This window comes from Propioniciclava soli, assembly GCF_014858005.1.
Taxonomy (GTDB): domain Bacteria; phylum Actinomycetota; class Actinomycetes; order Propionibacteriales; family Propionibacteriaceae; genus Propioniciclava; species Propioniciclava soli.
Genome location: NZ_JACYOT010000001.1, coordinates 232,253 through 249,509 on the forward strand (window position 1 = coordinate 232,253; position 17,257 = coordinate 249,509).

Below are 17,257 nucleotides of genomic sequence, written 5' to 3' on the forward strand. Positions count from 1 at the left end.
CTCTCGCGCCCGCTGCCCGTGCCCAGGACGCCTACGGCTCGTGCCCAGGACGCCTACGGCGCAGCCTTGGACGCCCGCGGCTCAGCCCCCGGACGCCTGTGGCTCAGGCTTCGGGGTCGTCCGGGGTGTTCACCAGGAAGTGCGCGGCGCGCACCAAATATTCGCGGAGTTCGGCGTCCTCAGCCGCGGGCAGTTCGAGGCTGTCGACGGCGGCCAGCATGTGGAATAGCCAGCGGTCCCGCTGGGTGGGCGTCACGGCGAACGGGCCGTGGCGCAGCCGCAAACGGGGGTGGCCCCGGGTCTCGCCATAGGTCTTCGGGCCGCCCCAGTACTGCTCGAGGAACATGCGCAGCCGGGCGGCGGCCGGGCCCAGGTCCTCCTCCGGGTAGAGCGCGCGCAGCGGCGGGTCGTCGGCCACCCCGGCATAGAAGCGGTCGACGAGGGCCACGAAGGTCGCGTGGCCGCCGACCCGGTCGTAGAACGATGCCGTCACGGCGTCCATGGTGGCAGACGCCCCATTCCCACCCCCGCCGGCGGTCGCGTCAACGACGCAACTCCTCGATGAAGATGTCATTGCCCGGCCCGAGCGGCAGGCCGAGGGAGTAGAAGACGAACAGCAGGGCCAGCCAGCCCAACCAGAACGGCACGACGAACGGGACCATGCCCGACATCAGCGAACCGAACCCGGCCTGCGGGGTGTACCTCCGCAGGTAGGTGAGCAGCACGATCATGTACGGGTTCATGGGTGTGATGACCTGGGTGGCGGAGTCGCCGATGCGGAACGCGGCCTGCACGAACGCCGGTTCGAAGCCCACCAGCCCGAACATGGGCACGAAGACCGCGGCCATGATTGTCCACATCGCCGACCCGGAGATGATGAACAGGTTCAGCAGCGAGCACAGCAGGATGAACAGCACGATGACGCCGAAACCGGTGAGCCCGGTGGCCTCGAGGCCGTCCGCGCCAGCCACGGCGATCCACGAGCCGATGCCCGACCAGTTGAACAGCGCGATGAACTGGCCCATCACGAAGGCGAGCACCAGGAACGGGATCATGTCCTTCAACGCCAGGCCCATCAGGCGCGGCACGTCGTTGAAGCCCTCGATGGTGCGCGCGCTGCGGCCGTAGACGTAGCCGCCGACGGCGAAGAGCGTGAACACGATGAACACGATCGAGCTCAGCAGCGGCGAGCGCGGCAGGAAGCCGCCGGCCTCGTTGCGCCACGGGGAGAACGGGACCAGCGTGGCGGCCAGCATCACGACGCCGACGCCCAGGACCGCGAGCCCGCCCATCACCAGCCCGCGGCGTTCGTCGGCGGTGAGGGCGTGGTTGACCTCCGCCGCGGTGTCGACGACGACCTCGTTGCCCTCGTCGTCGATCGTGTGGGTGGTGGGCGCGCCCGGGTCGGACGCCTGCGGCGTGGTGGGGACGCCGGTGCGGACGAGACGCGGCTCGATCACCTTGTCGATGATGAACCCGGCGATGAGGCTGAGCAGCAGGGCGGCGACGATGTTGAAGTAGTAGTTCGACACGGGGTTCACCGGGGCGGCGGCAGCCTCGACGGTCGGGACGGTCGGCAGCACCGCGTTGGTGATGCCGGCGAACAGGGCATCCAGCGAGGTCGGGAAGATCGACGTCGAGTAGCCGGCGCCGGCCGCCGCGAACCCGCCGAGCAGCCCGGCGACGGGGTGGCGTCCGACCGCCGCGAACGCCAGCGCGGCCAGCGGCGGCAGGATGACGAACACCGAGTCGGCCATGATCGAGCCGACGACGCCGAGGAAGCCAACCATGTAGGGCAGCAGCCAGCGCGGCGCCGAGCCGATGGCCGCCCGGATCGCCGCGGAGAGGAAGCCGGTCTTCTCCGCGATGCCGATGGCGAGCAGGATCGGCAGCACTGTGACCAGCGGCGGGAAGCCGAGGTAGTTCGGCCCGAGGTTGGCCGTGAACCACGCCAGCCCCTCGCCGGTGAACAGCCCGCGGACGGGCGTGACCTCCTCGGCCCCGGGCACCTGGACGCTCACGCCCGCCCACGCCGCGATCGTGCCGACGACGCCGACGATGCCGAACAGCCACAGGAACAGGTTGAAGGGCTGCGGCAGCTTGTTGCCTGCCGCCTCGAGCCCGGAGAGGAAGCGGTCGCTGAGCGCGCGCTTCTCGACGGTGCCGTGGGTCATGGGGGCCTCCTCGGTCGGTGGGGGGATCAGGGGGGACGGATGGGGCTCAGGTCAGGTCGTCGAACAGGTGCTCGACGTCGACGACACCACCTGCGGCGGCGAAGTCCTCGGCCACGGCGGCGGCCAGGGCGTCGTCGGTGAGGAAGTCCAGCGCGGTCGCAGCGAGCCCGTAGGCGCCGTCGGCCACGGCGTCCTGCGCGGCGTCCGAGCCGGCGGCGTCGGCGAACGCGCGGGTGTGGAGGGCGACCGAGGAGTCGGCGATCTTGAGCAGCGGGTGGATGCCGGGGACGCGCAGGCTCACGTTGCCGAAATCGGTGGACGCGGCGAGCGTCTCGGGCACGACGCCGAACGGCAGCGCCTGGCGTCCGCGCCGCGCCTGGGCTTGGGCCCACCGCCCGGTGAGCGGGCCGTTGCTGCGGACGGGGAGCGAGGGCGGGTGGGAGTCCCATTCGAGCTGGACGCCCACGCCGGCCATGAGCGCTGCGCCGTGCGCGAGGTCGTTGACGCGGGCGGACAGATCGACGAGGCTCTCGGTGTACTTGGAGCGAACGTAGAGCTGCAGCGAGGCCGTCTCGGGGATGATGGACGGCCGCGTGCCACCGTCGGTGATGACGGCGTGGACGCGGTCCACCGGCAGCATCTGCTGCCGCAGCAACCCGAGCCCGGTGTAGAAGAGCGTGGCGGCGTCCAGCGCGTTGCGGCCCATGAACGGCTCGGCGGAGGCGTGGGCCGTCACCCCGGTGAACGTGAGCCGGGCGGTGCGGCGTCCGAGCCAGGCCTGGTCGGCCAGGTCGTAGCCGTAGGGATGCAGCATGATCGCGGCGTCGAGCCCGTCGAAGGCGCCCTCGCGGGCGAGGTACTCCTTGCCGGTGTGGCCCTCCTCGGCCGGCGTGCCGAGCAGCACGACGCGGCCACGGACGGCGTCCGGGTGGGCCTCGGCGAGCCGCCGCAGCGCCAGGAACGCACCCACGGCCGCCCCGGCGATGACGTTGTGGCCGCAGGCGTGGCCGATCTCGGGCAGGGCGTCGTACTCGGCGAGCAGCGCCACGGTCCGCCCGCCCTCGCCAGCGGTGAACTCGGCCCGCAGTGCGGTGTCGAGGCCGTGGACGCCCACGCTGGCCGCCTGGCCCTCGCGCTCGAGCAGGTCGGCGATCCGGGCGACGCTGCGGTGCTCGGCGAACGCGGTCTCGGGGTCGGCGTGCAGGGCGGCGGCCAGCTCGGCCACGGCCGGGTGGACGTCGGCGACGGCGCGCTCAAGTGCGGCGTGGGCGTCCTCGGGGGCGCCGGCGAAGTCGGACGTGAGCCGGCCGGCGGCGCAGCGTCGATCCTCGGTCTCCCGGGCGGTCTGCTCGGAGTAGAAGGCGGACGGGGTGCTCGGCGTCGTGGGGGAACTCACGGAAAGGCACCCTAGCCAGATCGGGGTGCGCGGGGTGTTGCGATCATGTGAACCCGGGGCGGCGTCACGTGGTGGGGCGCCGATTGGCCCGCCCTCCGGAGCGTGGAGTAACATGGGCCGTTGGTGCGTCCTTCGGGAGGCATCGGCATATGCCCTCCTGCCCCGGGAAGTCCCCGTGGCCGCCAGACCAGAGGAGGTGGGGATACACGTATGCGTTCCTACGAGATCATGGTGATCGTGCACCCCGACGTCGATGACCGCCAGGTCGCCGGCGTCGTCGAGAAGCCGCTCGAAGGCCTGAAGGCCGCGGGTGGCACGGTGGACAACATCGAGCACTGGGGCCGTCGCCGGCTGGCGTACGACATCCAGAAGAAGTCCGAAGGCGTCTACTCGGTCATCAACGTGACCGCCGAGCCGGACGTCGTCAAGGAGCTCGATCGCCAGTACACGCTGAACGAGCAGATCATGCGCACGAAGGTGCTGCGCCCCGATCTGCACCACTGACGCGAGTTCTCCACAGGGTTGGTCGCGGACGCTACCGCCGCCTCGGCGGGGCCTGCGAGACTGACCCAGAACTCACTCATCACGACCGATTTCGGAGACATCCATGGCAGGCGAAACCACCATCACGCTCGTCGGCAATCTGACCGCCGATCCTGAGCTGCGCTTCACCCCGTCCGGGGCTCCGGTCGCCAACTTCACGGTGGCGTCCACCCCCCGCACGTTCGATCGCCAGACGAACGAGTGGAAGGACGGCGACGCCATGTTCCTCAACTGCGCTGTGTGGCGCCAGGCCGCCGAGAACGTGGCCGAGACGCTCACCAAGGGCATGCGGGTGATCGTGCAGGGCCGGCTGAAGAGCCGCTCCTACGAGACCCGCGAGGGCGAGCGCCGCACGGTGTTCGAGGTGGACGTCGACGAGATCGGCCCCTCCCTGCGCTACGCGACGGCCAAGGTCAACCGCACCAGCGGTGGCGGCGGCGGTGGCTACAGCCAGGGCGGCTCCGGTGGGGGCGGCGACTCCTGGTCGTCGTCCAACAACAGCCAGGGCCAGGGTGGCTCCGGGGGCGGCGGTTACAGCAACAACCGTCCCCAGCAGCCGCAGAACGACCCGTGGGCCAGCGCGCAGAGCGACGAGCCCCCGTTCTGATCGGCGGTTCGGACGCCGCGGCGTCCGGTCGGCCACCCGTTCATCCACACCCACGTCATTCCGGCCCCGTGCCGGGCTCGCTTGAAGGAGCACCACAATGGCTGCACAGCGTAAGCCTGTGAACAAGAAGAAGATCGCCCCGGCGAAGTCGATCAAGATCGGACACGTCGACTACAAGGACACCGCGACCCTGCGGAAGTTCATCTCCGAGCGCGGGAAGATCCGCGCCCGCCGCGTGACCGGCCTCTCCGTGCAGGAGCAGCGCAAGGTCGCCATCGCCATCAAGAACGCGCGCGAGGTGGCCCTGCTGCCCTACGCGTCGACCGCTCGCTGAGAAAGGACGTCGGACATGAAGCTCATCCTGACTGCCGCCGTCGACCACCTCGGCATCGCCGGTGACATCGTCGAGGTCAAGGACGGCTACGGCCGCAACTACCTCCTGCCCCGGGGCTACGCGATCCGCTGGACGCGCGGCGCCGAGAAGCAGATCGAGGGCATCAGCCGGGCCCGCGAGGCCCGCACCGTGCGTGACAACAGCCACGCCCTGGAGCTGCGCGGTCAGCTCGAGGACCTGTCGGTCGAGCTGTCGGCCCGCGCCGCCGGCGAGGGTCGGCTGTTCGGTGCGATCACGGCCGCCGACGTGGCCGCCGCGATCAAGAAGGCCGGCGGCCCCGCCGTCGACAAGCGCGCCGTGCAGATCGCCAAGCCGATCAAGACGGTCGGCGAGCACAAGGTCGGCGTCAAGCTGACCGAGGCCGTCACCGCGCACCTGCCGGTGAAGGTCGTCGCCGCCTGAGGCGTCGAGCAACGCAACGCACCGCGCACGCCGGTCGGATCCCCGGGATCCGGCCGGCGTTCGCCTATCCTGACGCCATGACCGACGCCCCCGAACCCGACGTCGAGGCCCTGGACGAAGGTCCGCACGACGCCGGCGGCCCGGTCATCGGGCCGACCGAGCGCGTGGTGGGCCTGGCGGCGTTGGCCGCAGTGCTGGTGGCGGCCGGGTTCGGGCTCCAGGCGGTGCGTGGCGCGGCGTCCGACGCGGTATCACCCGCCCCGGCGCCGGCACCGACCTACACCCCCGTCGCGATCCCCGACGAGGCCCGCACCACGGTGTACCGCTCCGACGTGACGGCCACCGGTGAGTTCGCGGGCGCGAGCCTCACCATCGACCCGGTGACGGCGGGGGAGTCCACGAACGCCTACGCCCTGCAGGTCGAGACCGGGACGAACATCGACCCGGACGCCGCGGCCCGCGCCGTCCAGGCGGCGCTGGACGACCCGCGCGGCTGGGCCGGGTTCGGCCGCAACGACTTCCGGCTCGTGCCGTTCGGGTCGGCGCCGATGGCCGGCGCCACCGCCCAGAGCGACGCGGCGGCGTCCGGCCTCGCCTTCGTGGTCACGATCGCGTCGCCGACCACTGCGGACACCCTGTGCGGCGAGGATGCCGCGACCGAGGGCCTGTGGAGCTGCACGGTCGGCCAGCACATCGTGCTCAACAGCGACCGGTGGCACTACATGGTGCCGACCTTCAACAACCTCGACGAGTACCGCGCCTATCTCGTCAATCACCAGGTCGGATTGTTCCTGGGCCAGGCGGTCGGCTTCTGCACGACGCCGGGCGAGCCCGCCCCGGTGATGGCTGAGCAGGAGAAGGACCTCGCCGGCTGCCTCCCGAACGCCTGGCCCCACCTCACCTGACCCACCCCGTGGCAGCGCCCGTGCCCGACTCGTGACCGATTCGTGACCGCACCGGCCGCCACGAACCGGGCGGGTGGCGCGTGGGGCAGTCATGGACACCTTGCCACTGCCCCGGGCCCTCGGCGCCCTGGCCGCCGCCCTGATGCTGCTTGCCGGTTGTTCGAGCCCGGCAGGCACCGACACCGCCGCCTCCCAGCCGGCGCTACCGAGTGTCGGCGAGGTGTATCCCGGCGACGCCGCCGACGCGTCCGGCGCCGAGGAGGGCAGCGGCGGGGCACCCGTCGGGGCCGGGGACGAGCGTGCCCAGCGGCAAGTGGCGCGGTCGGCGTCCGTCACCGTGGCGACGCCGGACGCGGCGGCCGCGGCGCAGCGCGTCCGCGACATCGCGGCCCACCGCTCCGGCTGGATCGCCAGTGAGTACCTCGGCATGCAGCAGGACGGCACGCGGCCGAGTGAGGCCCACCTGACGCTGTCGGTGCCCGCCGACGCCTTGGACGCCACCCTCGACGACCTCGCCACGGTCGGCACCCTGCTGAACCGATCGATCCTGGCCGCCGACGTGACCGACATGGTCGTTGACGTCGATGCCCGCATCCGGAGCCTCGAGGCCTCCATCGCCCGCGTGGAGGCGCTGATGGAGCGGGCCGGCACGGTGGCGGAGATCGCGACGGTGGAGAAGGAGCTCGCCAGCCGCCAGTCGGAGCTTGAGGTGCTGCGCTCCCAGCAGGCGTACTACGCGTCGATCACGCAGCGGGCCAGCGTCGACGTGGCGCTCACCGCCCCCGCCACGGCGTCGGCCAACCCGCTGTGGGCCGGCCTGCTCGGTGGCTGGGACGCCCTCGGCGCCTCCGCCCGGCTGCTGCTCGTCGTCGTCGGCGCGCTGCTGCCGTTCGCGGTGGTGGCGCTGCTCATCGCGGCGCCGGTGGTCTGGTTCGTACGCCGCCGCCGGACGCGCCGGGACGCCGCTGCCGCCGCCACCGCACCCGGGGAGGCCGAGGCGTCGGGAGAGACATCCGGGGCCAGCTCCGTCACTCAGGGCTGAGGCGACGCGACGGCCTCGGGCGGCTGGTGGCTCCGGGCCACCCAGACAGCCCGGGCCACGAGCGCCAAGGTCAGCACCACGCCGACGATGCGCCACACGAGGCCCTCGGCGATGAACAGGCACACGAGCGCGGTCAGGGTGGGGACGAGGAAGACGAACGTCCAGCGCACGTAGCCGGCGAAGCTCGGCATCCGGACGCCGGCGGCGTCCGCCACGGACTTCGTCATGAAGTTCGGGCCGTTGCCGATGTAGGTGATCGCCCCGCACAGCACGGCGCCCAGCGAGATGGCGACCAGGTAGGCCTCGGGCACGTCGGCGACGCGCGGCTCCCCAGGCAGCTGGGCGGCCATCTCGAAGAAGGTGGCATAGGTGGGCGCGTTGTCGAGCACCGCCGAGAGCCCGCCGGAGAACACGAAGAACGTCACCCGGTTCAGCGGCAGCGACGGCGCGACCTGAGCGAGGTAGATCAGGGCGGGCACCATCGTGACGAAGATGCCGACGAACAGGGCGGCGACCTCGCCGATGGGGCCCCAGGTGAATTGATTGAGCCGGAACCGCACGTCGGAGTCGCCGAGCACGAACGAGAGGGCCGCCGCTGTCAGGAACATCAACTCGCGCCACGGCACCCATGCCGTCCAGGCGGCGTGGCCGGCGTCGATGGCGTGCAGGTCGACCGACGGCACGAACGCCACCGCCACGATGATCAGGGCGAAGAAGGCGAAGTTCAGGCCCCCGGCGATGCCCAGCGGACGCTGCGCGCTGGCGTCCCACGCGAGGGCCTCGGGGGTCTCGCGGGCGTACTCACGGCGGTCGAGGGCGTAGTAGGTGAGCAGCAGCAGTCCGTTGACGAAGAGCCACTCGGGGAACAGGGAGAGGGTCCAGGTGAAGGGGACGCCGCGTAGGAACCCCAGGAACAGCGGCGGGTCACCGAGCGGCGTCAACAGCCCGCCGCAGTTCGCCACGATGAGAATGGTGAACACGACGGTGTGGATACGGTGGGCCCGCTCGCGGTTCGTGTTCAGCAGCGGCCGGATCAGCAGCATCGCCGCCCCCGTCGTCCCGATGAAGGACGCGAGCACGGCGCCGACCGCCAGGAAGAGGGTGTTGTTGCGTGGGGTGGCGCGGATGTCGCCGAGCAGGAAGATGCCGCCCGACACGACGAACAGGGCGAGGAGCAGGGTGATGAACTGCACGTACTCCACCAGCGCGTGGGCGATCTCGGTGCCGTGACCGGCCAGCACGAACCAGGCGGCGACGGGGAGGGCGAGCACGAGCGCCACCGTCAGCTTCGTCGTGTTGCGCTCCCACACGTGCTCGGTGGCCGGCACCAGCGGCAGGATGGCGATGGCCGCGAGCAGCAGCGCGAACGGGATGATGCTCCACCATTCGACGACCATGATGCCGGGTCTCCTCGCGTAGGGGTGCGATGGAGCAAGTCTGGCAGGGCACGGACGCCGCCGCGGCCCGTTCCGCGGCCTGCAACAGGGCCGTTACGTCGCCGGGTCGTCCTTGGCAGCCGCCGCCCCGGTGGGCGACTCGAGCGGGGCAAACGTGAACGAGCCGAGCGCGGACGTCGGCGGCAGGTGACCCGGGCGGAACGCCTCCGGCTCGCTGCCGGGTGGCGGGGCCGTGGGATCCTCACCGGGCGTGAACGGGCGCGGGTTCTCACCGAGCGCAGCCTGGATCGCGCGATCCAGGTCGTCGCGCGCCACCGGGTGGTGCTTGCGGGTCTCGGGCATGCCCGAATCCTAGCCCGGGCGCCCCCGTCGACCCGGCTACGGCGTGGGGGTGGCCGAGGCGGTCGGCGTGGCCGACGCGGTCGGGGTCGCCGAGTTGGACGGGGTGGCGGTGGCAGAGGGGCTCGCGGAGGCACTCCGCAAGGCCGGTGCGAGGGCGGTCGGAGTCACCGGAGCAGCGGAGGCGTCCGAGCTCGGCGACGCCGAGGGCGTCGGGGTCGGGTCGGGGCTGGGCTCCGGCGTCGGCTCCGGCGTGGGCTCGGGAGTCGGGTCCGGCGTCGGCTCCGGCGTGGGCTCGGGAGTCGGGTCCGGCGTCGGCGTTGAGCCGTCGGTGGGCGGGGTCGGCTCACCGGAGGGATCCGGGACCGGCGTGCAGGTGGGCTGCGGCGCCGGGACGTTCTCACCGGGGGCACCCGGGTCGGCGGGATCGGTCGGAGGCGCGGGATCGGTGGGCGTGGGTTCCGGGGGGCATGGCGGCAATGGGTCGCCCGGCTGCGCCGGATCGGGCGTGGGCGTCGGCGTGGGGCTGGGCGTCACCGGCGCGCCCGGGTCGGGCGTGGGGGTGGGGGTGGCGGGATCGGGCGTCACGTCCGCTCCCGGGGCCGGCACCGGGGCGGCCGGCTGCGGCGTCACGACCGGCGTGGGCAGCGAGCTGGACGGCGCCCTCGGCGGGGTGACCCGCGTGGTCGGGAGCTGCGTCAGGGTGGCGGTGGTGGGCACCGAGCGGCGCGCCATGCCCATCAGCTGCGCGTGCGGGGCGCCCGCGAGCACACCGGCGGGGTCGACGAAGTGCCCGTTGATGAGCACCTCGAAGTGCAGGTGGCAGGCGGTGGACAGCCCGGTGGTGCCAGAGAGGCCGATCACCTGCCCGCGCGTGACGCGGTCACCCACCGCGGCGCCGAGCACCGACAGGTGGGCATAGCGCGTGGTGAGACGGTCCTCGTCCACCGTGCCGTGGTCGATCTCGACGAGGTTGCCGTAACCGCCGGCGGACGCCGAGCGCGTCACCGTGCCGTCGGCCATGGCGACGACGGGGGTGCCGCAGGCGGCGGTCATGTCCGAGCCGTTGTGCATGCGGGAGTACTTCAGGATGGGGTGGAACCGCATGCCGTAGGCCGAGGTGATCGGCCCGGGCACCGGGGACATGTAGCGGGCCAGGGCCAACGGGTTGGCGGTACCGAAGTACCGGGCGGCGGCATCACCGGTGAGCAGCGTCCCGGTCGTCGGGTCGAACACGCTCAGCGACGGCACGCCTCCCAGCAGCATCCCGGCGGGCCGCGGCAGCCCGCTCGCGCCCGTGGCCACGAAGCCGTCGGCCATGCTCAGGTCGCCCGAACCACCCGTCAGCGGCAGGGCGCGTTGGGAGGCCAGGAGCTGTGCGGCGTAGGAGTCGACCTCGGCGTAGCTGGCCCGCAACGGCGTGCTCGACGTGCCGGGGGTGGCACGCTCAGCCACCGGACGCGGCGCCGGCGCCGCCACCGAGGGGGTCCCGGTGGCCGCAGCGGCCAGGGGCGCCAGCAGAAGGCTGGACGCGGCGATGACGGAGACGGCGAGAGCAGGGCGAACAGCAGCGACGCGCCGGGGTGGCACTTCTCGCCGTGAGCGAGCGTGAACGCGTGACATGGCTTCCTTGGGCTAGGCCGGGCGGGGGGGAAGGCCCCGGACGGAACTGCTGCTCGAAGCTTCCCTCACCGGGCCCCAGAAGTCCAGTCCCCCGAGGGGGACGCAATTCAATCTTCCGCGGCCCTCGGACCCTGCCGAGGCGGGCTGGGAGGGGGTTCGGCCGGGGGCCCGTCCGCCCGGAGGGGTGGAACTGGCCGTTGGCTAGCCGCGAAATCGCACGGAGCGGGGTGCCCGGCGGTGTAGACTCTTGGCAGGTTGATGTTTGGCCGCACGTGTGTGCTTCAGCGTCGAGCTCATCCTGGACCCCCTGTCCCATGGGGAGTCACGCAACACAACGAAAGCAGGATCCATGGCAACCGGAACCGTGAAGTGGTTCAACCCGGACAAGGGCTACGGCTTCATCTCCCCCGACGACGGCTCGGCCGACGTCTTCGCGCACTTCACCGCCATCAACTCGCGCGGCTTCCGCTCGCTCAACGAGGGTGACAAGGTGGAGTTCGACACCGAGCAGGGTGCGAAGGGGCTTCAGGCCAGCAACATCACGCCCCTCTGAGCTGACCTCAGAAGAACGCCGCGGCCCGTGGGGCCGCGGCGTTCCGCATTCTCGGGCCGGTCGTCTCAGGCGGAGGCCCGCACCACGACCCGGAAGGGATCGCTGGGCGGCGGCGGATCGGTGGGGATGCCGAGCCCCGTCAGGATGGCGGCGGTGGCCCGGTCGATCCCCGAGTTGAGGTCGAGCGCGACACTGGTCAACGGCGGATGGGTGAGCGCCGCCAGGGGAATGTTGTCGATCCCGATCACCGCGAGATCGGTCGGGGCCGTGAGCCCGCTCAGCCGCAGCCCTGCCAGCACCGCGATCGCGTACTCGTCGTTGTAGGCCGCCACGCCCGTGACGCCCGCCCCGCGCAACGCCGCGACGGCCGCGACGGCGTCCTCACCGGTGAGCCCGAGCTCCACCTCGACGGGCTCGGCCAGCCCGCGTTCGGCACAGCGCCGTCGGACGCCCTCGGCGCGCGGCTCGGCGTACACGGTGAACTGGGCCGAGCGGGGCCGGGCGAAGCCGATGCGCCGGTGGCCCGCGTCGGCCAGGTGGTCCACCTGCCGCATCGCCATCGCGTCGTGCGCGTAGGAGGTTTCGCCCAGGGCCCCGCCGGGCCCCTCACCGAGCAGCACGATCGGCAGGGACGGTGCCGACGCCCAGCCCTCGTCCTCCGGGCCGAGCTCGCCCAGGCACAGCACGGCGGCGGGGCCGATCTCGGCGACGAGGTGCCCCATGTCCTGCCCGGTGCGCTTGCGCCGCGAGACAGCCAGGAAGCCGTGGGCGTCCATGGCGTCGGTGAAGCGCTCGGTCATGCGGGCCAGGTTCTCGCCGACGGGGGCGTCCGGCAGCAGGAGCAGGACGAGATCGGAGCGGCCCGAGCGCAGGGCGCGTGCGGTGCGCGACGGGGTGTAGCCGAGGTCGCGGGCGGCTTCGCGGACGCGCTCCTGCGTGGCTGGGGTGATGGTCTGCCCGGCGGTCTCGTTGAGGACGTAGCTGACCGTGGCCTGGGAGACCCCGGCGCGCTTGGCCACGTCCTTCACGGTGACGCGGCGCTCAACCATGGCAAGCCTCCCGGAGGTGTGACGATTCAGGCGGAGCGTAGCGCGTCGCTCGACCCCGGGCCAGCGGACGCAGGACTCGGCGGGCAACTCGACCCCGCCGTCCTGGGGCCACACGTGTCGCCGGCCACCTCACACGCCGAGCCGCTGCCAGGCGACGCCCCGGGCCCGGACGCCCAGCGCGACACCGCGGCCGAGCATCGACACTCCGTAGGCCACCCACAGCCACACCAGGCCGGCGCCCGCGGCGTCCACCGCCAGGGCGAGGGGCACGTACACGACCGTGACCGCCAGGCCGGCCAGCGCGAGGTAGCGGGTGTCCCCGGCGCCGATCAGGACGCCGTCGAGCACGTAGACCAGCCCCGCCAGCGGCAGCAGCGCCGCGAGCACGAGCGCGGTGCGGGCCACGAGGGCCACGACGGTGGGGTCGGGGCTGAAAAGCACCCCCAGCCACGGGCTCGCCGCGGCCAGCGCCAACCCCAGCAGCACCCCGAACCCGACGCCCCAGCGCACCATCATCGCGGTGAGAACGCGGACGGCCGAGGCGTCCCCGGCCCCGAGCCACCGGCCGATGATGGCTTGGGCCGCAATCGCGATGGCGTCGAGGGCAAACGCGAGAAACACCCACAGAGAATTCACCACCTGGTGGGCGGCGAGCGTGGTCGTGCCCATGCGGGTGGCGATCACGGTCGTCACGGTCACGGACGCCTGCAGCGCGAGCGTCCGCACCACCAGCCAGCCTCCCGACCGGGCCGCCCGCAGGACGCCCGCCCCACGCACCTGCAGCGGGACGCCCGACCGCCGGGCGCCGCGAACGACCACGCCCGCCAACAGCAGCGACGCCGCCGACTGCGCGAGCAGGGTGCCCCACGCCGCACCGCGGATGCCGAACCCGAAGCCGTGGACGAACGTGAGCGTGAGGGCCACGTTGGTGAGGTTGAGCGCGACGACCACCACCAGCGGCGTCCGCGTGTCCTGCAGCCCGCGGAGCACGCCGGTGGCGGCCAGCATGATGAGCAGGAACGGGAACGCGAAGGTCACGACGCGCAGGTAGGCCACCGCCTGCAGCGCCACGGCGGGCGGGGCGCCGTAGAGGCCGACGACGGCGTCCAGGCCCAGTTGGAGCGCCAGCGTCAGCGCTGCGCCGATCAGCGCGGCGAGCGCCATGCCGTCGATGCCGCCTGCCAGCGCCCCGCGGTGGTCGCCGGCGCCGAGCCGGCGGGCCACGGTCGCCGTGGTCGCGTAGGCGAGGAACACGCACAACCCGGTCAGCAGCCCCATGAGGCTGCCGGCGATGCCGAGCCCGGCGAGCTCCGCGGTGCCGAGGTGGCCGACGATGGCCGTGTCGGCCAGCAGGAGCAGCGGCTCGGCGACCAGCGTGGCGAACGCCGGCACGGCCAGGGCCAGCACCTCGCGGCGATGGGCGCGGGGGGTGCCCATCGGTGGGGGCGGGGCGGCGGGATCGGGCACGGTGCCCAAGGGTAGGACCTCTACCGAAGGAGGGTTGCGCGCGGCAGGGCGGCGCGCGCACGCAGGCCCCGGCTACCGTGGCCGTGTGACCCGGCCCACCTCCTCCGACGCCGCCCCGGCCGCCCCGGCCTGGTCGGCGGCGTGGTGGCTGCGGCTCGGCCAGGCCGTGCTGTTCGTCGGCCTGCTCGTGCTGGCCACGGCGTTGGCGGCCGGCCGCGGGGCCAGCTGGCCGGTGGTGGCCGCGTCCGGCGCGGTGCTGGCCGTGTTCGCGGTCGGCTTCGCCGGGCACGGGCGCCTTGGCGCCCGCGGCCGCGCCGTGTGGGTGGCCGTGCTGTTCGCCGGCGTTACCTGGCTGATCCTGCACGCCCCCGAGTACCTGTGGGTGGCGTTCCCCCTGTGGCTGCTGGCGGCGGCCGTCCTGCCACTGCTGGGCGCCCTCCTGCTCACGGCCGTGACGCTCGCCGCCATCGTCACTGCGCTGGCCATGGCCGGCAACGACGCGCCCGCCGCCGTCCTCGGCCCGGTCATCGGCGCCCTCGTGGCGCTCGGCATCGCGCGCGGCGTCCTGCGCTTCGAACACGAGGCCGCCGAGCACCGCCGGCTCGTCGGTGAGGTGCTCGTGGCGCAGGAGGCGACGGCGGCCGCGCAGCGCGAGGCCGGCGTCCAGGCCGAGCGGGCGCGCCTCGCCCACGACATCCACGACACCCTGGCCCAGGGGTTCAGCTCGGTGATCCTGCTGGCCCGCGCGGCCGGGCGGGAGCCGGACGCCGCCCGCACCGCCGCTCTGATCGAGCGCATCGAGGCCACCGCGTCGCAGAACCTCGCCGACGCCCGCCGCGTCGTCTACGCCCTGGCCCCCGAGGAGACGAGCGCGGGTGGCCTGGCGGCCCCCTTGCGTCGGCTGGCCGGCGAGGCGGCGGACGCCGTCGGCGCGACCGCGTCGGTGACCATCGACCCCGACCTGCCTCGCCTCGGCACCGCCACCGAGGTCGCCCTCCTGCGCGTGGCGCAGGGGGCGCTGGCGAACGTCCGCGCCCACGCCCGCCCGGGACGCGTCGCCGTCGAGCTGAGCCGCAGCGGCGAGACCGTCCGGCTCGACGTCGTCGACGACGGCGTCGGGTTCGACCCGACCCGGCTGGGTGCGGCCACCCTCGAGGGGGGCTACGGCCTCCGGGCGCTGCGCGAGCGCCTCGTCGAGCTGGGCGGTGGCCTGGCGATCGAGAGCGAGCCGGGCGGCGGCACGGCCGTCTCGGCGCACCTGCCATTGCCGGGGGATGCCCTGCCCTCCGGACAGGGGACGCGGCCGTGATCCGGGTGCTCGTGGTCGACGACCACCCCGTGGTGCGCTCGGGGCTGCAGGCGCTGCTCGCGTCCGAACCCGGCCTGAGCGTGGTGGGGGCGGCGGCGTCCGGGGAGGAGGCGCTGGCGCTGGTCGCCGCGCACACGCCCGACGTCGTCCTGTGCGACCTGCGCCTCGGCGAGGGACTCGACGGCGTCGGGGTGACGGCGGCGCTGCGGAAGGGCCCCGGCCCGGGCCCGGCCGTGTTGATCCTCACCACCTACGACAACGACTCCGACATCGCGCGCGCCGTGCTGGCCGGCGCGGCCGGCTACCTGCTGAAGGACGCCGAGCCCGCGGCCATCGTGCGCGGCATCGCGGACGCCGCCGCCGGACGCCTTGTGCTCAGCCCCGAACTGGAGGGCCGCGTCGTCGACCGGATGGCCCGCGGCGTCCCGCAGCTGAGTGCCCGGGAGATCGACGTGCTCCGCCTGGTGGCCGACGGCTTGGCGAACAAGGAGATCGCCCGGCGCCTGTTCATCTCCGAGGGCACGGTCAAGACCCATCTCGTCCACGCCTTCGGCAAGCTCGACGCGGACTCCCGCACCGCCGCCGTCGCGGCCGCGCGGCACCACGGCCTGCTCGGCTGAGCGTCGGTCACCCCGACTACTCGGACGCCGCCTCCTCGGCCGGCTCCACCGCCGGCGGTGTGGGGCTGCCGGGGAAGCGGGCGACGAACTCCGCCCCACCCTCGGCCGAGCGGCCGGCCTTCACCCAGCCGCCGTGCGCCTGGATGGTCTGGGCGACGATCGACAACCCGAGGCCCGAGCCGGGCGTGGTGCGGGCGTGCTGGGAGCGGTAGAAGCGTTCGAACACGTGGGGCAGGTCCTCCTCGGCGATGCCCGGGCCCTGGTCGGAGACGCGGAGGCGGTCGCCCTCGAGGTGGACGTGGATGGTGCCTCCGGGCGGGGAGAACTTCACCGCGTTGTCGAGCAGGTTGGTCACGGCCCGCTCGAGCGCGTCGGGCTCGCCCATCAGGTAGAGGGGGTCGAGCTCGACGTCCCACGTGATGCCCGGCCCGCGGCGCCGGACGCGTTCGAGGGCGTTCTCGACCACGTCGCGCAGGTCGACGGGTTCGGGTGCGGCCTGCACGGTCTCCTCGCGGGAAAGCTGCACGAGGTCACCCACCAGCGTGGTGAACTCCCCGAGCTGCCCGGCGACGTCGCGCAGGATGTCGGCCCGGGCGCCCTCGGGGAGCATGCCCTGGCGCTCGTCGGCCACCAGCAGTTCGACGTTGGTGCGCATCGAGGTCAGGGGCGTGCGGAGTTCGTGGCCGGCGTCCGCGATGAGCCGTCGCTGGCGCTCGCGCGAGCTGTCGAGGGCCTTGAGCATCCGGTTGAACGAGCGGCCGAGATCGGCCACCTCGTCGTCGCCCTGGATCTCGATGGGGGTGAGCTTGTTGGTCGCGGCGATGGAGGCCACGGCGTCCGACAACTTGCGGATGGGCTGGATGCCGGACTTGGCGATGCCGTAACCGGAGAGTGCGGCCACGGTGGCGCCGAGCCCGCCGAACAGCACCAACGCGAACCCCGTGGTGCGCAGGATCGCCAGCGTCGGGTCGAGCGGGCGGCCGAGCACGAGGGCGTACTGGACGCCGGCGTCCACGAGGGGGACGGCCACGATCCGCATGGGCGCTCCGGCAGTGTTGGGCCCGGTCCGCGACGACCAGCCCATGCCCGTACGGGCGATGGCCAGCTCGTCGGCGCCGGGCTCCAGCGTGGTCTGCCCGCCGGGCCCGGTGATGACGTGATTGTCGGCACGGACGAGCACGATGGTGGTGTTCGCGGCCTGCAGGGCTGCCGGATCGATGCCGCCCATGTTCTCCAGGTCCTCCACCAGACGCCCGGAGAAGATCGAGGCGACGTCGACGAGCTCGTTGTCGAGCTGGTCGTAGACGGTCAGGAGGGTGAGGAAGTAGGCGGCGACGGCGGTGGTGGCCACGGCCCCCGCCACGGCGGACGCGATGAGGAGGGCGAGGCGCTGTTGCAGGGGGCGGTGGGCGTTGCTGAAGAGCCGGCGCAACCGGA

At 73.0% G+C, this 17,257-nt stretch carries 18 protein-coding genes; 9 read left to right on the plus strand and 9 right to left on the minus strand.

The genetic code is table 11. The features are described from left to right. Positions 1-103 precede the first annotated feature (103 nt). The 3 genes from IFY26_RS01015 to IFY26_RS01025 are packed head-to-tail and all read right to left on the minus strand — an operon-like array spanning position 104 to position 3,570. On the minus strand, positions 104-502 hold the full coding sequence (locus IFY26_RS01015; RefSeq protein WP_269778955.1) for a globin: 399 nt from the start codon (positions 500-502) through the stop codon (positions 104-106). 40 nt (positions 503-542) lie between these two features. Continuing rightward, entirely contained in the window at positions 543-2,174 is a 1,632-nt protein-coding gene (locus IFY26_RS01020) for an AbgT family transporter (RefSeq protein ID WP_232547146.1), read from the minus strand. A 46-nt stretch (positions 2,175-2,220) separates the two neighbouring features. Beyond that, complete coding sequence (locus IFY26_RS01025) at positions 2,221-3,570, minus strand: M20 family metallopeptidase (protein ID WP_232547147.1); 1,350 nt, start codon at positions 3,568-3,570, stop codon at positions 2,221-2,223. Positions 3,571-3,780: 210 nt separating this feature from the next. On the opposite strand from IFY26_RS01025, the gene rpsF reads away from it, so the two are divergent. The 6 genes from rpsF to IFY26_RS01055 all read left to right on the plus strand — a co-directional run bounded on the left by rpsF (position 3,781) and on the right by IFY26_RS01055 (position 7,463). After that, positions 3,781-4,074: a 30S ribosomal protein S6 gene (gene rpsF, locus IFY26_RS01030; protein ID WP_232547148.1), complete on the plus strand. Its 294-nt coding sequence runs from the start codon at positions 3,781-3,783 to the stop codon at positions 4,072-4,074. A 103-nt stretch (positions 4,075-4,177) separates the two neighbouring features. Further along, positions 4,178-4,720, plus strand: coding sequence for a single-stranded DNA-binding protein (locus IFY26_RS01035; RefSeq protein WP_232547149.1), 543 nt, complete (start codon positions 4,178-4,180; stop codon positions 4,718-4,720). Positions 4,721-4,817: 97 nt separating this feature from the next. Then, positions 4,818-5,054: a 30S ribosomal protein S18 gene (rpsR, locus tag IFY26_RS01040; RefSeq protein WP_232547150.1), complete on the plus strand. Its 237-nt coding sequence runs from the start codon at positions 4,818-4,820 to the stop codon at positions 5,052-5,054. A 15-nt stretch (positions 5,055-5,069) separates the two neighbouring features. Next, positions 5,070-5,516 carry a 50S ribosomal protein L9 gene (rplI, locus tag IFY26_RS01045; RefSeq protein WP_232547151.1) on the plus strand — a complete coding sequence of 149 codons (447 nt, stop codon included), beginning with the start codon at positions 5,070-5,072 and terminating at the stop codon, positions 5,514-5,516. Positions 5,517-5,593: 77 nt separating this feature from the next. Continuing rightward, entirely contained in the window at positions 5,594-6,421 is an 828-nt protein-coding gene (locus IFY26_RS01050) for a DUF3152 domain-containing protein (protein WP_232547152.1), read from the plus strand. A 91-nt stretch (positions 6,422-6,512) separates the two neighbouring features. After that, positions 6,513-7,463 carry a DUF4349 domain-containing protein gene (locus tag IFY26_RS01055; RefSeq protein WP_232547153.1) on the plus strand — a complete coding sequence of 317 codons (951 nt, stop codon included), beginning with the start codon at positions 6,513-6,515 and terminating at the stop codon, positions 7,461-7,463. Here the strand turns inward: IFY26_RS01055 and IFY26_RS01060 are convergent. The 3 genes from IFY26_RS01060 to IFY26_RS01070 all read right to left on the minus strand — a co-directional run bounded on the left by IFY26_RS01060 (position 7,454) and on the right by IFY26_RS01070 (position 10,822). Continuing rightward, positions 7,454-8,860 (minus strand): sodium:proton antiporter, encoded by a 1,407-nt coding sequence (locus tag IFY26_RS01060; protein WP_232547154.1) that lies wholly within the window; start codon positions 8,858-8,860, stop codon positions 7,454-7,456. The genes IFY26_RS01055 and IFY26_RS01060 overlap by 10 nt on opposite strands. Before the next feature lie 93 nt (positions 8,861-8,953). Further along, positions 8,954-9,202, minus strand: a complete 249-nt coding sequence (locus IFY26_RS01065) for a hypothetical protein (RefSeq protein ID WP_232547155.1) — start codon at positions 9,200-9,202, stop codon at positions 8,954-8,956. Positions 9,203-9,238: 36 nt separating this feature from the next. Next, positions 9,239-10,822 (minus strand): M23 family metallopeptidase, encoded by a 1,584-nt coding sequence (locus tag IFY26_RS01070; protein WP_232547156.1) that lies wholly within the window; start codon positions 10,820-10,822, stop codon positions 9,239-9,241. A gap of 349 nt (positions 10,823-11,171) precedes the next feature. Between IFY26_RS01070 and IFY26_RS01075 the strand changes: the two genes are divergently transcribed. Continuing rightward, positions 11,172-11,375 (plus strand): cold-shock protein, encoded by a 204-nt coding sequence (locus tag IFY26_RS01075; protein WP_232547157.1) that lies wholly within the window; start codon positions 11,172-11,174, stop codon positions 11,373-11,375. Positions 11,376-11,440: 65 nt separating this feature from the next. Here IFY26_RS01075 and IFY26_RS01080 read toward each other — a convergent pair whose 3' ends face one another. Both IFY26_RS01080 and IFY26_RS01085 read right to left on the minus strand, forming a co-directional pair. Then, complete coding sequence (locus tag IFY26_RS01080; protein ID WP_232547158.1) at positions 11,441-12,424, minus strand: LacI family DNA-binding transcriptional regulator; 984 nt, start codon at positions 12,422-12,424, stop codon at positions 11,441-11,443. Between the two features lie 129 nt (positions 12,425-12,553). After that, positions 12,554-13,891, minus strand: coding sequence for an MATE family efflux transporter (locus IFY26_RS01085; RefSeq protein ID WP_232547159.1), 1,338 nt, complete (start codon positions 13,889-13,891; stop codon positions 12,554-12,556). Positions 13,892-13,976: 85 nt separating this feature from the next. Between IFY26_RS01085 and IFY26_RS01090 the strand changes: the two genes are divergently transcribed. Continuing rightward, complete coding sequence (locus IFY26_RS01090; protein ID WP_232547160.1) at positions 13,977-15,200, plus strand: sensor histidine kinase; 1,224 nt, start codon at positions 13,977-13,979, stop codon at positions 15,198-15,200. Beyond that, positions 15,197-15,820: a response regulator gene (locus IFY26_RS01095; protein ID WP_232547161.1), complete on the plus strand. Its 624-nt coding sequence runs from the start codon at positions 15,197-15,199 to the stop codon at positions 15,818-15,820. The genes IFY26_RS01090 and IFY26_RS01095 overlap by 4 nt, the downstream gene beginning before the upstream one ends. 16 nt (positions 15,821-15,836) lie before the next feature. Here IFY26_RS01095 and IFY26_RS01100 read toward each other — a convergent pair whose 3' ends face one another. After that, entirely contained in the window at positions 15,837-17,252 is a 1,416-nt protein-coding gene (locus tag IFY26_RS01100; protein ID WP_232547162.1) for a sensor histidine kinase, read from the minus strand. Positions 17,253-17,257 lie beyond the last annotated feature (5 nt).

Excerpts from the sequence above, each read along its gene's own strand:
- IFY26_RS01015 (WP_269778955.1), bottom strand. The coding sequence starts at position 502 with ATGGACGCCGTGACGGCATCGTTCTACGACCGGGTCGGCGGCCACGCG.
- IFY26_RS01020 (WP_232547146.1), bottom strand. The coding sequence starts at position 2,174 with ATGACCCACGGCACCGTCGAGAAGCGCGCGCTCAGCGACCGCTTCCTC.
- rpsF (WP_232547148.1), top strand. The coding sequence starts at position 3,781 with ATGCGTTCCTACGAGATCATGGTGATCGTGCACCCCGACGTCGATGAC.
- IFY26_RS01035 (WP_232547149.1), top strand. The coding sequence starts at position 4,178 with ATGGCAGGCGAAACCACCATCACGCTCGTCGGCAATCTGACCGCCGAT.
- rpsR (WP_232547150.1), top strand. The coding sequence starts at position 4,818 with ATGGCTGCACAGCGTAAGCCTGTGAACAAGAAGAAGATCGCCCCGGCG.
- rplI (WP_232547151.1), top strand. The coding sequence starts at position 5,070 with ATGAAGCTCATCCTGACTGCCGCCGTCGACCACCTCGGCATCGCCGGT.
- IFY26_RS01050 (WP_232547152.1), top strand. The coding sequence starts at position 5,594 with ATGACCGACGCCCCCGAACCCGACGTCGAGGCCCTGGACGAAGGTCCG.
- IFY26_RS01055 (WP_232547153.1), top strand. The coding sequence starts at position 6,513 with ATGGACACCTTGCCACTGCCCCGGGCCCTCGGCGCCCTGGCCGCCGCC.
- IFY26_RS01060 (WP_232547154.1), bottom strand. The coding sequence starts at position 8,860 with ATGGTCGTCGAATGGTGGAGCATCATCCCGTTCGCGCTGCTGCTCGCG.
- IFY26_RS01065 (WP_232547155.1), bottom strand. The coding sequence starts at position 9,202 with ATGCCCGAGACCCGCAAGCACCACCCGGTGGCGCGCGACGACCTGGAT.
- IFY26_RS01070 (WP_232547156.1), bottom strand. The coding sequence starts at position 10,822 with ATGTCACGCGTTCACGCTCGCTCACGGCGAGAAGTGCCACCCCGGCGC.
- IFY26_RS01075 (WP_232547157.1), top strand. The coding sequence starts at position 11,172 with ATGGCAACCGGAACCGTGAAGTGGTTCAACCCGGACAAGGGCTACGGC.
- IFY26_RS01080 (WP_232547158.1), bottom strand. The coding sequence starts at position 12,424 with ATGGTTGAGCGCCGCGTCACCGTGAAGGACGTGGCCAAGCGCGCCGGG.